The organism is Lysinibacillus sp. RU7, from assembly GCF_057837305.1.
Window position 1 is genome coordinate 1 of record NZ_JBYQFK010000017.1, and the last position, 14,988, is coordinate 14,988.

A 14,988-nucleotide genomic window follows, 5' to 3' on the forward strand; every position below is an offset into this window, starting at 1 on the left:
TTCCTTCACTTCTACTATAAAAAAATAGTAGCACAAACCATGGCCGTGGTTTGTACTACTAATGTTAGTATGTTTGCGCCGAGGATGGTGGAAATTTTATTTCTACCACCGCAGAAGCACCGCCTGCAGCGGATATTTAACACAGGAACGAAGCACTGTCCGTAAAAGTAACACTTTTCGGACAGCTGCTTGCTATTGTTTTAGTTGGTTTTATGGATAAACACAAATGTATTGGTACTTGGATCAAATGTAAATCCAGTAGAATCAATGATAACTTTAGCATCTTTAGGAATTGAATCATATTCTGGTAAAGATACTGAGAATGAAACAGTTGTAGCAGTTTCGAACGTCGATGGTGTGATAATGATTGTGTTTGCATTAGGTATACTGAACCCTGTTGTACCACCACCAGATTCGAAATAAGGTCCAAATGCTCCATTACCATTTTCATCTACATTTAAGTCAAATGTTAAATGTAATTCTTCTGTATCCCCATTAGGTATACTTTGTAGCGTATAGTAAAGTACATCTTTTCCAATGTTCTCAGTTACTGCATAATTACTATCAACCGTATATTGAATTGATTTCGATAATCCTGTAGTCGTCGATGTGTACGTAATCGTCGTTTCACCTGCACGTAAGAAGTATACTTTGCCGTCTTTAATACGTGCAATCGATGGGTCAGAGATTGACGTTGTGTAAGGAGTGCTTGCGTTCCAACCAAGTGCTGTTATAATATCGCTTTCCATCGGTGCTAGTGTGTAGCTGATGACATGGGTGTCAGCGTCCTGCTCAATCACACCTTTGTACAATGTAATACGACCATCACCATCAAGCGTTGAGACAACAATTGATTGACCTACACTTGCCGCTTTGCCTCCAAATACCGTTGTACCATCTACTTTCACGCCTTCAGGGGCTTTTAAAATAGCTGCACTTGCTACTGTCGCAGGTAGTGCAAATGACGGTACATCGTTGACTGTTGCTGTATAGTGCTTTGTTGCGCTATCCACTGCGACAATAACTTCTTTGTAGCCGTTGTCTGTTGCATAAACGGCTGTGCCAGATTTAGCTGCTACATAGGTAGAAGCATCTGCTTTAATATTTTGCTCCCCGTCCACTAAACGAGCGTTTACGAGGTTGACTGCTACAGTAGTTGGTGCAGCGTTGAACTCGAAAATACCTGAACCGTTTGCTGTGACTTCACTGTTGTAAAGAACACCGTTGTTCTCGTACGAAATAGTACCTGCTGCTGTTGCATAAAGGACCGAAATTGAACCATCGTTGATTGCTTTAATTGGTCCATGCTGCTCTTTTGAAATCGCATCTAGTTTTAATGTATTGTGCACTTTATAGCCTGTTGTATAGTCACTAGAGCCATTGGCTGTTGCTTGAACGGTAATTGCTTTATACGTGCTACCTTCACCTTTTACGATTACATGGGATACAGTTGTATCTTTTAAAGTAATTTCTAACACTTCTACGCCATTTTTCGTTTTAACAGAGGCTGTAGCTGTTCCATCAATAGTTAAAATAGTTGGATTGATGGCTAGTTCACTTAATGGAATATTTACATGCAATGCTTCAACCTTGGATCCTGTAGCTGTTGAGCCATTTAATGTAACACCTGCTGCATCGATTGCTAGGCTGTAAATCGCTTGTGTATTACCAGCACCAGTAACTGTGAAGAAGCTCTTCGAATTAACTGTTGTACCTGGATAAATATGAACGCTACTGCCGACGATTTTTACGATGCCGTTTGTTGGCTGTGTCACACTAGTAGGTGCAAAGCCAAGAGCTGTTGTTTCAATTGTGTGCTTAATGAGCTCATAGGCGATTGAATACGTGCCGTCTGTTTCGGTTACAGATACTTTGACTAACACTGTATTAGCACCGTCTTGTACTTGCATAATTTCTGTGCCGGCTTTTGTTGCCGTTACGTTTAATGTTGTACCCGCGCTACCATCAATTTTTAATAATGTCGATGCAGGTGTGCCGTCGATCTTTGTGATCGCTTCGCCTAGCTCAATCGTTGTGACAGCAAGCATTTCAAGCTTGATTTCACCTTGTGCATCAACCGTTACACGGTATGTGTTGCCAGCATGTGTAAATGTTTCTGTGCCTACTGCTTGGGCGATGAGCTTGCCAGTTGCTGTACCCCGCACGACTGTGTTATCGACTGCTGATGCGTCGCCTGCAATCGTTGTTTCGATTGGCGCGTAAGTAACTGTTAGTTTGTTGTTTGTACGAGTCGCAATCACTTTGTATAGCGTGTTTAACGAGCCTGTCGTACCTGTTACTAAGCTGATTCCTTCAGCTAAACCGTATACTGCTTGACCTTCTATACGAACTTTAGGGTCTGCTGATGCCAATGAATCTTCGCTTGTTATTTCTGTTTTTGCAATAGTTTTAGCTAATGTTAATACATTGTTTGTTGCTGTTACACCAATGTGTACAAGCGTTTGACCAGCTACATTTAGCTCCACTTCACCTGTGCCTTTTGCATAGACATATAAATCCGTGCCGATGACTTGTGTTTCAACAATATTTGTACCTGTGATTGCACGTAAGTCAACATTTGTTGCAGGTGAAAGTGTTAAGCCTAACTCTGCTGCACTAATTTTAATTTGAGATAGTGCATCTTTTACTTCGATTTTATATGTGCCATCTGTATTGGCGATGACCTCTATATCACGTACTTTTCCGTCGACCTCTACTTGTGCTTTGCCGACTGCTTTGGCGTAAATTTTAGTGCCGCTAATTGTGACAAAGTTTGTAGCATTGCCGATAGCTGTAACAGCCTGACCAAAGTCATGTTCAATACGTGTTAGCTTGAATTTGAATTCATTTGAAGCCACATCGCGTGTTACTTCTGCTGTGACGAATGTGCCATCGACTTGAATTGTTGATGTTTTAGCACCTAAGGCATACAGCTTATTACCGCGCACTTGAATCCATTCATTGCCTGTAAATGTACCCGTGATGGCTGGTGTAGCAGTTGCTGGGTTGTAAGCAACAACATTAGCTGTTACTGTACCATTCATATGTGCATGCACGACAGCTTTATTGGCACCGTTTGTTACTAAAATATCTGTGCTACCTGTAGATTTACCAATCATATACAGCGCGTTATTGGCTACGTAACCCTCTACAATATTTGAGTTTGTAACGTTTAACGTTGTAGCGGCATCTAATGTTACGTCTAAATTCGCCGCTGTTTTTGCCATTGCAAAGGTTGCTGGTGTCATTGAATATAGGTTCGTTTCGGCATTTTTCGTAATACGGTATTGATGTGCCTCTGTGCCAGCGTCGTATAAAACGGTTCCTTCTGCTACGGCGTACAATGTAGAAGCTTCGTTACGTACCGCGTTTGCATTGCCTGTAATGAACGTTGATAAGCCTGTTGCATCTACTTTTACAATTTCTGCAATGGCAGTAGGGCGACCTGCTGTATTTGGTGCAACACGTACATTGACAAGTGCTTTTGTTACGCCGCTTTGCACGACTTTAAAGCTTGTTGTGCCATTTGTAATCGCTGCTAAGCTAATACCTGTTGCTGTCACAGTAGGGTTGACATAGGCACCATTGTGATCTGTGACCGTAATATCTGAACCATCAACAGTTGTAATACCTAAGTTTTCAAATGTCACAGCATCTGCTTGGCCAGCTACTTCATGTGTAATCATTCCATTTTCTGCATGTGTCACGAAAATCGTCATTTGCTTGCCACTGTCATCCACAGCCTTAATGGTTGTTGTGCCTGGAGTTGTACCTGCATAAACAATTAATTTATTGTCAGCCGTCATTTCAGCTTTTGCCACAGTTTCATTTTCAGATGTTAATGTAATCGGTGTACCTGTCGCATGCGTTAAACCAAATTGTGTGTAATTTACATTGTTCATATGACGCTCTTGTACTGTCATTGTATAAACATCATCATTTAAGTCTGTTGATGCTGCGATACGGTAATTTGCTGTGTAGTACACTTTTGGCGTTGTTTGAACTGCTAGTGCACGTACTGTTGATGTAGCTGCACCGTCTGAAGAGAAGGCTGTGTCACCAGTTAGTTCTAATTTTTCTTTTAATTGCTTCTGCAATACAGTCTGTGTTGCATGCAAATACTTTGTTGTGTCGTTGCGTGAAATCTTCACATTGACAAGACCATTTGTACCTTTTAAAGCTACATTACCTGTTTCAAGTAGGTGAAGATTTGTACCATAAATTTGTGCCTTTGTTGAAGCCGGATTGGCTAATTCTAGGTCTGCTACGTCTGTTGTTAAAGCTTCCACAGCTGTTTTTACAGGGCTTGTAATTTCACCGTTTGCTACTTGGATATGGTGTATTGTTTTTTGACCAGCACTAGTAATGAGAAGGTCTGTCGAACCATTTCCAGCTGTTGTGTAAATGATGAGTACATCATCCGATTTGTCTGCTGCTGTGCCTTTGTCGTCTGTCACTACTGCTACCGCGTTTGTGTTTGTGATATCTGCGACTGTGTATGTGCCGTCCGCAATCGGAATTTCTATAAAGTTGACAGTGGAGCCGACTGTTAATGTGTACGAGTTGCCATCTTGTGCAACGATTACATTGACGATTTGGTTATTTAGTTTTACTTGGGTTGTACCAATACCGACAGCATAAACGAAATCTCCACTAATCCTTACGACATCTTTGTTTGTCATGTTGCCTGGTAGAGCTGTCACAGCTGTTGCGCCGACTGCTAATTCATTAGCTTGTTTACGAATTGGTGTCGTAGTAGCGGTTAAAATACCACCTGTTTTAGCTACTGTAATAGTAGCAAGTGCTTTATTGCCATTGCCGTCAGCCACTGTTGCGAATGTTGTGCCTTGCTTGAATAAATATAGATCGTCTTCATTATCGTGCATTTCAGCAATTGTTAAATCTTGAATTGTGATGTTTGTAATAGCTGTTAAACCAAAATCTGTTGCTGTAAATGGTGCGGCTTTTTTCGCAATTGTCGCTGTAAATTCAGGTGTACCCGTTGTTTGTGAAGTGAAATGGATCAATGTTGATTGGTTTTTGCCATCTCTCACTTTTACATCTGTAGAGCCGTTTCCTTTTTGATAAGCAACAAATTGTGAGCCAACCATGCCTGCGTATAACACATCTGCATTGTACGAAGCGTCGACTGTTAAGGCACTTTCAAGCCCTAAATCTACGGCACTATATACTTGGCTTGCTAATGTCGTCGGTGTGTTCATTGTATAGTCTGTACCTAGTTTTGTAATGACTAATTGTTTAACGGTTGTAACACCAGCATCTGTTTCTAAATATTCGAACGTTCCTTCTTTTAGTGGATAAATAGTATGACCATCAATACGTGCAATTGCGCTATCCGCTGCATGAATCTGTGTCAATGTAGCAGTTGCTGATGCTTCATGTTTTAGTACTGTAACGTCCATAACACCAGCAGTAATTGTTACTTCTGCTAATACGGATTTTGTGCCATCTGACACTAAAGCAGAAGTTACCCCGTCTTGTGCCTGACCGTAGAATGTTACTTTATTACCTGTAGCGACAGCTGTAGCGATGTTTGTATCAATACCTGTTACTGTTAGATTGCCTGTTAACTGAAGCTCGGTATCTGTTTTAGTTAGACCATTTGCGATTGGATCATCTACTAACGTATAGACACCATCTGTCATTGTAACGGTGTACTTGACAAGCTTGTCATCTGCTAGGCGGACGATTGTTTCGCCTTCAGCAATCGCATAAGCTTGTTGGTTACCGTTGATATCTGTGTGTAAGCGAATAGATTGTCCTGAAAGTATCGTCCCGGTAGTAGCTGCGTTCGTACTTTGATCTACTACGGCTGTATGCAGTAGCTCCGGAATAATTTCACGATGACCAGCTACGTTTGTTGTAACAGGTAGGTTAATAATCGCTTTTTTACCACTGCTATCTGATACCGTATAAGCTGTTTTGCCAGATTGCACAACAAAGAAATCTAATACTGTTCCAGTTTCAAATGAACGGACAATATCTGTATTTGACCAAATTTTATTTTGGATGTTTGTTAAGCCAGCTGCTGCTACATCTACCGTAGCTGTTGCTTTTTCAATTTCAGCAGTTAACATATTGCCTACTTTTTCAATATAAACGAATGTTTGACCATTTGGACCTGTTACTGTAATACGACCTGTAGCGTCTTTTGTTTGGGTTGTTAATGTAATTTTAGCTGAATCTTTTTCAACAGTTGCAATAGTTTCATCCGATGAAGAAGCTTCTGTAATCGCTGTTAATCCTAATTCGGTTGCTGTAAAGACATGTTTTGATACAAGTGTGCCAGCTGTAAATGAGTATTGACCTGTCACGTCATCTTTCATAACAGTCACACGATAGAATAATTTTGGCTGGTCTTTAATTGCGAGATCGACTGTCCCTTCTTTTAAGGCGTAAAGTGTATTGCCTTCGATGCGGACAATGGCGCCACCAGAAGCATCAGCAGCAAATGTATCCGTTGCTGTTAAACCAATTGTTGTAAAGTCCATTTCTTTCTTTGCTACGTTGGCATCAATTGTAAATTTGTTGTTAGCATCGCGAGAAACCGTCACATTAACTAAAGCCGCTTTATTATCTGCTCCAGTTACTTTAAATGTTGTATGTCCGATTTCTGTACCAAAGAATTTGATTGTTGTTTCATCAGCTTTCATACCACGTGCAACAGCAAGCTTATCTTCAATAGATATAATACTGTTTACACCAAGGTCTGTAGCGGTTACTGTATCTGTCACAACATGATATTTTGGTGTATTTAATGTTCCGTTCGTTACATCCACATATACAATCGCTTTTTTACCATCTGTATCTGTTACGACTAATTCTGTAGAACCTGTCATATTCGCTACTGGTGTAATGGAAATACGCGCATTTTCTATGTTTACAGCAGTTGCGGCGGAGCCGGTAGATACAATTGAAGCAATATTTTGTAGACCTAGTACGGCTGGCTCAATGATGGCGATATCTGTTACTGGTGTTACAGCCATTGTGTATTGATTGCTAGCACGTGTGATCGAAACGTTATATTGATTGCCATCCGTTAATGACAATCGCTGTGTACCAGTACCTGTTGCATAAATTGTGTTGCCGTCGATCCGAACTACGGATTCATTAACAGTACCGTCAGGGTTTTTAGGCGCAATAATACCTGTACCTGCATTGAGTGTTAATGTTTCTTTGACAATGTTAGTCTTTGCTGGGTCAAATACAATGGCACCAGCATCTGTTTTTGTTGCTGCATTAATAAGCGTTATTTTATTGTCCAGTGATTTGACAATGAAGCTTGCTTTGTCATTAGCTTGAGAAGCAAATATTTTCACATCATCTGTATTAAATAAATCCGCATGCATGCTTGAAGATGTCGGATTGACAGTAATTTCAGCGAATGAGTTGAGATGTAAATCGGCTAACGAGAATGTTGCTTCTGCGATCACTGCTTCTAAAGTAGTGCCTGTCTTTTTAATAGCAACGGCCGTTTTCTTTCCACCCATCGAAATCGTATATTGCTCTATCGCATTGTTCGAGCCGATTGGGTAGAAGTATAGACTGTTATCTGTTGTAACAAAGCCTGTCGCTGTTTTAGTTGTACGCTCTAAAGTGCCGTTTAAGTTTAGCGCGGCCTTTGTTACTTCTAATGGTGTAATCGTTTGTAATACATAGTCGTTATTCGCATCTGTAATCGCTGATTCGATTGTACCAACTGTCGCTGTATTGCCACTTGGTGTGTAGATCACAGTTGTTGTACCAACTGATGCTGGGATTAGATGTGTACCGTCTACATCTGTTACAAGACGTGCATCACCTGTTAAAATTTCAGCGTTTGCATTAACTGTATCTTTAATCAACTCAGTTGTGATTGAGCCGCTTGCAACAGTTACTTTTAATAAAGAAACAGCCCCTGTTGCATCTTGGAATTTTACAATATCAGTACCGTTTTTAATACTTTCGATTAATAAATTAGAGCCTTCAATTGTAACATTTGCATGCGTACCGTCACCACTCACTTTTGTAATACCCGCTCCTAATTTTAAAACATGAGTAGGCACTATTTCTTCGAATGGTGTACTTGTAATTAAGTTGTTGATAGCGGTTGTTACTTCATCTAATGTTGTAAAATCATTGGCAATCAAAGTATCCATAATTGAATGCAAGAAAATACTGTCATATGGTTGATCTTCAATTGCATGAACCATTGTTAAATACTCATACAGTAACTCTGGGTTATTTTGATTTTTTGCTAATTGCGCTAATTGTTTTAATACAATCGCACGTGCGTCTTTATTGGCAGTTGAAATACCATCACGGATATATTCTCCTGTAATAACAACTAAGTTAGCTAATGAAGAAACATTTGCTACTGTGACATAAAATTGATTTGGTGCATTTGTTTGCGCTGTAAATGTAAATGTATCTGTACCAAATGTGTCTAAGTCAATGAATTTTTCTGCCACAGCATAGCCAGCATCGGTTATACCGTAGCTATAAACGATTACATGGTCGATTGCTTCTTTTAGTTCCGTTAAGTTTGTCGCTGTTGTATTGAAAATTAAACGTTTTGCACTTGTATTTAATGTGTTGATATTGACAACCGCACGTGTTGCAGGATCCGTATTAATCGTTCCTAGATGTGCCCCAGTTGAATCGAAAATAGCGATTTTTGCTGTTGTGGCATTCACAAGGAAGCTTCGTGTATAGGCTTTTGCTGTACCTGGCTTTGTCGATGGTACGGTTTGTGTTGCTTTGTATTGTGCATAATAAGCACCTTGTGGTAATCCTGTTAGTGTATACATACCTAAGGTTGCTGTAGGTACTAGCTCGTATGGTGATGCCACTGCTGGTGTATCGATAGCACCGGCATTGTTCGTTATTGTATAGGTAACGTTTTCACCAAGCTTTACCTTTAAGCCACCCGTTGTTGCAATATTTAAGTTTGCAATGTTTGCGTAACCTAAAATTTCCATAGGTTGCTCTACTGTTAAGTTGAGTTCTTTAATTGCAACGGTTTTGTCGGCTGTTCCTAAAAATAGTTGTGTGACATTACCAGCTACACGTACATTTGCGATTTCGTTGGCAACGATTGTCGTGTTGCTTGCGTTGACAGATACGTTAGAAATGGTGTTGTTGTTACGTGTATCAATCACTACGTCTTTTCGGTTAATTGTTAAATCTGTCGCTGTTGAATCTGTTAATGTAATCGCAATGGTTGATGTTGCCGCAAAAGGTGTTAGGCTTGCGATTGCTCTAAATAAACGGTTACCAGCTAAAGATTGATCACTAATAACAAGTTCATTGGTTGTGACGCCCGATAAGTCAATATTTGCTGACGTATGAATTGTTACTTTTTGTGTCGCCTTTAAGCTTTCAATGACTGAAACATTGGAAACGACAGCATTTGTGATTGTGGAACTTGCATCGAATGTAACAGTATCGGTATTGGAAATAGTGATGTTTTCAACTTGGATACCGTTAATGGCAGAAACACCACTTAATGTAGCCGTTTGAATCATGTTAGATCCTGCAAATGAAAGAGTTGTCACATTGCTGACTGAAATGGTTTGGATTGATGAATGTTCATCAAATGCCACTTGGTTTGTATCAGAAATTGTAACATTGTTCGCTTTAATACCTTCAATAGAAGAAATACCTGTTAATGTCGCAGTATTTAAGTTTGTCTCACCTACGAATGTTAACGACTCAACGTTAGAAATAATGACGTTGTTAGTATTCGTTAAGTTTGCAATTGTTTCGATATTACCGCTCAGAGTGACTGTTGCTGTTGAAGGAATATTAGCTAAGTCAACAGTTATTGCTGGCGCATCAGTTGCTGCTTGTATAGTAACAGCACTAATACTGAATGTAGAGTCTTCGTTCTTTACAAATTTAACAGCTACATTTTCCTTGATAGGTTGCAAATCTTCCAAAGCTTGAATATCTTGTTCATTTATCTCGTAAGTATTGCCTTCTACGATAATCTTTTTATCTTCTGAGATTGAAGAAAGTGATGTTTCAAATTCAGTTTGTCCAGGTGTTTCATTTTCCCCCGGAGTTTCATTTCCTCCTGGAGTTTCATTTTCTCCCGGTGTTTCATTTTCTCCCGGAGTTTCATTTTCTCCCGGAGTTTCATTTTCTCCCGGAGTTTCATTTTCTCCCGGAGTTTCATTTTCTCCTGGAGTTTCATTTTCCCCCGGTGTTTCATTTTCCCCCGGTGTTTCATTTTCTCCCGGAGTTTCATTTTCTCCCGGAGTTTCATTTTCTCCCGGAGTTTCATTTTCTCCTGGTGTTTCATTTTCTCCCGGAGTTTCATTTTCTCCCGGAGTTTCATTTTCTCCTGGTGTTTCATTTTCCCCCGGAGTTTCATTTCCTCCTGGAGTTTCATTTTCTCCCGGAGTTTCATTTCCTCCTGGAGTTTCAGTTTGTGAATTATTGTTGCTATTAGAACCAGAATTGTTGGATGAATTACCTAAAGAAATACCTGGGATTTGAGCAAATACTTCTGAAGTATAAATTTTCCCGTTAATTTCAAATCTATTAGCTGTAAGAGTAGGGGCCACTGTACCCGTAGGACTTGAACTCAAATCATTAATAATGATTGCATTAAGTAAACCGCTACCCAGAATTGAAAACCCAGATTTAACTGCTACATCATTATATGAACCGTTTAAATAAATAAGTTTAGCTGTTAGGTTAACCAAGTCTACGGTAGATGAATAGTTATTTAATGTTAAACCTTCTAAATCTACTTGAAGATGGTCTACGTCTGAGTTTGTTAAATTGACGGTCTTCTTTGTAGGACCGATTTCCGATAGAGAGGCCACTCTTGTCTGTTCATTTGGAAGATGTAAATTAGCTGTTTTAACGTTTGTAACGGTTAGTATCTCACTTAAGTTATTAAATATAATGTTCTTGGCCGTAATATTGTTGAACGTCTCAATTTTAGAAGACACAATAATATCCCCAGCAATTGAGCTGTTTTGTCCATCAAATGAAGTTGCTTTTTCAGATAAAGTCAACTTATCGATAGCAACGAGTGTTCCATTTTGCAATTTTGCAGTCATTGAACCGTTCACTAAAGCGGATTTATTTTTATTTAAACCTAGGAAAGCAAAGGAATCGTCAATTTTAATTTTTTGACCATTAATTGTAATAGTATTTTTTGTGATTGCGTTAATCGTGCCAGAAATATCAACGTAAGCATCTACAGCTTTTTCAGCACGAATAACAAATGAAGCGAGTTGCCCTCGTGTAACAAAATCAGATATACCAAAATGGTTGGCTGTTTTTCCAGTTGTGATACCGTAGGCTGCTAAAGCGCTAATATAAGAAGCATACTGATGATTTGTACTTACATCTTTAAAGGAATGTTTTTGATCTGTTGATAAATCAAAAGCACGAGCAATGATTTTAGCCATTTGCCCACGTGTAATGTTTCCTTGAGGGTTAAACTTCCCGTTTGAGCCATGTATAATATCTGCCTGTGCTAGAGCTGCTATGTAAGGATAGTAAGAGCTAGAAGGACTTACATCAGAAAAACCTGGATTCTGTACATTTTCTAAATCAAGCTTTAAAATATTTGCGATGATTTTAGCAGCCTGAGCGCGTGTTACAAAGTTTTGTGATTTAAAAGTGCCATCAGGATAGCCACTAATAGCACCACGATTTAGAAGCTCCATAATATTTTCATAATGTACATGATCTTTAGATATGTCTGTAAAGCTACTTGCACCTGCTAAGGGTGCAAACATTGAAAGTGAACTAGCAACTAAAGCTGTACTCATCGAAACTTTAGTTAACTTATCACCTAATTTTTTTGTTTTTGACATTGTCAATCCTCCAACAGAAATATAGTCATAATTTCTATATCGGTATAAAATAGGGAAAATGTAATAGTATAAAAAGGAAAAAACAACTCATTTTTCTTGAATTTCTAAAATAACTAGTCAAAGTTAAAAATTAAATACCGATACTATCTATACAAAGCAACTATTTATCGGGGGGATTGACATGCGAATTAGCGCACAAAGTAATATAGACATAGCTTTACAGCAAAATAAAGTTAACAGTGCGTCAGTACCTAAATCCATTGATTTAGTTAATGAGAATATACAAACACAAGTGGAAAAAAGTGGTGAATTAGTAGAGGCTAATCATACAGTCTCGTCAAATCAAAAAGAACGAGAGTTTTCGAAAGAACAATTACAGCAAGCTGTAGACACAATAAACGAGTTTGTAGATATCACAAAAAAAGCATCGAAGTTTGTGTTACATGATGGGTTAAATAAATATTACGTACGTTTAGTAGATGCAGAAACAGAAGAGGTCATTAAAGAAATTCCACCAGAGCGATTATTAGATGCATTTTATGAAATGCAAAAGCTAGCTGGTATGATTATTGATGAGAAAATATAAGTATGGATATTAGGAGGAAGAGAACATGAGTGGAATGCGAATTGGGGGCTTAGCCTCAGGGATGGATATTGAGTCGATTGTTGCGAAATTAATGTCGGCAGAAAAAGCACCATTAACAAAATTGCAACAAAAGAAACAAACATATGAGTGGCAAAAAGATGCATATCGTGCTATTAACACAAACTTAAAAAAATTCGACAATTATTTAACGGACAATATGACAAGACAGTCAAGTTTAATTAAAAAGACTGTTACTTCTAGTAACCCTGCTGTTTCTGCGACGGCCAATGCAGATGCTTCAGGTACACTTTCAATTAGTAAAGTAAGTCTACTTGCAACTTCATCTACAATTAAAAGTTCAGGTACCATTCCGGCAGGAACAGCTTCAAGCACAAAGTTAGTTGATGCTGGTATTGGTTTCACTGGAACGGAACCAATGGAAGTAAAGATGAAGGTTATGAAAGACAACGGAAAAATGGAAGATGTCACAATGACATTCACTGCTGACGATACGATTTCGACCATGGTATCAAAAATGAATGCTTCTTCAACGGGTTTAAATGCTTATTATGATGAAAAATCGGGTAATTTATCTATTTCGACCCGTGCAACAGGTTTAGGTGTTGTATATGAAAAAACAGATAGTGTTACAGGCATTACGTCCTCTTCTTTAGTAAGTGGTGACGATACAGTAGCTGTTAATACTAGTATGTATGTAGACAAAGGGAATGATTTCTTTGGCATGTTAGGCTTTAGCGATCGTGCTAACCTAACAGATAATGATGATACGAATCCATATAAGAATACTGTAGTATCTGCAGGTCAAAATGCATTAATTACTTACAATGGCCTTGAGCTAGAACGTACATCAAATACATTTACGATTAACGGGTATCAAATTACGTTAAATAATACCTATAATGAAGAGCAACCGATTACATTAAAATCTTCAACAGATGTGGATCACTTTATTAAACAAGTTGAGGACTTTGTTAATAAATATAATGAATTTATTACCACAACGAATGGTGCGATTAAAGAAGAAAAGTATCGTAATTATGCACCGTTAACAGATGAGCAAAAAAAAGAAATGTCTGAAGATGAAATTAAAAAATGGGAAAAAGCGGCTAAGAGTGGCGTTATTCGCGGAGATGCTACAGTACGTAGCGGTTTACAAAATCTTCGTAGTATTATTTATTCTAATGCAGGGCAATCGGGTAAAAAATACGATACATTAAGTGAAATAGGTATTACGACGTCTAAAACATATACAGATGGTGGTACATTAGTATTAGACAAAGATAAATTACGTAAAGCGTTGGAGGAAGATGAAACAGCTGTATTTAAAACGTTCTCTAACTCTAAAGAAGGGGAAGAACAGGGGGTTGTTCAAAAGCTACGTGCTTCTATTGACACATTTACAAAAAATATTGAAACAACAGCAGGGAAAGAAAGCTCGGTAAATGACAACTTTACAATCGGTCGAAACATTGAGAGTATTAATAAGCGCATTGATACTTGGGAAATGAAATTAAAAGCGATTGAAAAACGTTATTGGAGTCAGTTTACAGCAATGGAAAGTGCAATAAATAAAGCAAATTCACAGTCTAGTTTATTCCTCTCTGGACAAACGCAATAGTGAAGGTAATTTAAAGTGATGGATAAAATAAAAGAGCTATTACAAATTTCTGCTGAAATATACTCGCAGTTGTCAGATATTCCCAAAGGTGAAGAAAGAGATGCTTTTATTGAAAAGTTAAATACTTGTTTGGATAAACGTATGGAAATAATCAAAGATTTAAAGGATGATGGGTTTATTTTTGATCGTAGCAATAGATCTCATAGTATGTTGGCAGAGTTAGACAGTGGTATTAAAGAGAGATTACAAGTAGTACTTAATGCTATTAAGGTCGACTTAAAAGATTTACAAAATGCAAAAAAGTCAGAAAAGCAGTATCTAAATCCCTACTCGAATGTTAGAGTAATGGATGGTAGATATTATGATAAAAAGAAATAAATTGAGCTTCGAGAAGGAGTGTATTTTTTTGGCAGCACAAACAAACGCGTATAATGCATACAAACAAAATAGTGTGACGACGGCTTCACCAGGTGAGCTTACATTAATGTTGTATAATGGATGTTTAAAGTTTTTAGGAAAAGCGAAAGTGGCGATTGAAGAAAAAAATATTCAAGAGAAGAATATTAATTTACAAAAAGCACAAGCAATTATTGCAGAATTAATGTCTACGCTCAATATGGATATCGACATCTCGAAGCAAATGCTACCATTGTATGAATATATGAACCGTCGCCTTGTTGAAGCGAATCTCCAAAGTGATCTTGCGATTATTGAAGAGGTAGAAGGGTTAGTAACCGAATTCCGCGATACATGGAAAGAAGTTATTAAAATTACACGCCAGCAGCAATATACGAATGTAGAGCAAGTATAAAAGTAAAGGACCCGCTTATGTCAAAGTTGGGTCCTTTTTGCTGTCATAAAGAGTATATTGGAAGTATCAGAGCATATATATAGTAGGTAATATTTATCACCTTTCAACTTGA

At 38.3% G+C, this 14,988-nt stretch carries 5 protein-coding genes; 4 read left to right on the top strand and 1 reads right to left on the bottom strand.

What is annotated here, in order from left to right; genetic code table 11:
- Nucleotides 1-200: 200 nt before the first annotated feature.
- Nucleotides 201-11,840 carry an S-layer homology domain-containing protein gene (locus AC3II9_RS13140; RefSeq protein ID WP_489156098.1) on the bottom strand — a complete coding sequence of 3,880 codons (11,640 nt, stop codon included), beginning with the start codon at nucleotides 11,838-11,840 and terminating at the stop codon, nucleotides 201-203.
- A 181-nt stretch (nucleotides 11,841-12,021) separates the two neighbouring features.
- Between AC3II9_RS13140 and AC3II9_RS13145 the strand changes: the two genes are divergently transcribed.
- From AC3II9_RS13145 to fliS, 4 genes are read left to right on the top strand one after another with little or no spacing between them, the layout of a single operon-like run.
- On the top strand, nucleotides 12,022-12,426 hold the full coding sequence (locus tag AC3II9_RS13145; protein ID WP_489156100.1) for a flagellar protein FlaG: 405 nt from the start codon (nucleotides 12,022-12,024) through the stop codon (nucleotides 12,424-12,426).
- A gap of 25 nt (nucleotides 12,427-12,451) precedes the next feature.
- Nucleotides 12,452-14,065, top strand: coding sequence for a flagellar hook-associated protein 2 (locus AC3II9_RS13150; RefSeq protein WP_489156102.1), 1,614 nt, complete (start codon nucleotides 12,452-12,454; stop codon nucleotides 14,063-14,065).
- 18 nt (nucleotides 14,066-14,083) lie between these two features.
- Nucleotides 14,084-14,443, top strand: a complete 360-nt coding sequence (fliT, locus tag AC3II9_RS13155) for a flagellar protein FliT (RefSeq protein WP_489156103.1) — start codon at nucleotides 14,084-14,086, stop codon at nucleotides 14,441-14,443.
- A gap of 28 nt (nucleotides 14,444-14,471) precedes the next feature.
- On the top strand, nucleotides 14,472-14,876 hold the full coding sequence (gene fliS / locus AC3II9_RS13160; RefSeq protein ID WP_489156105.1) for a flagellar export chaperone FliS: 405 nt from the start codon (nucleotides 14,472-14,474) through the stop codon (nucleotides 14,874-14,876).
- Nucleotides 14,877-14,988 lie beyond the last annotated feature (112 nt).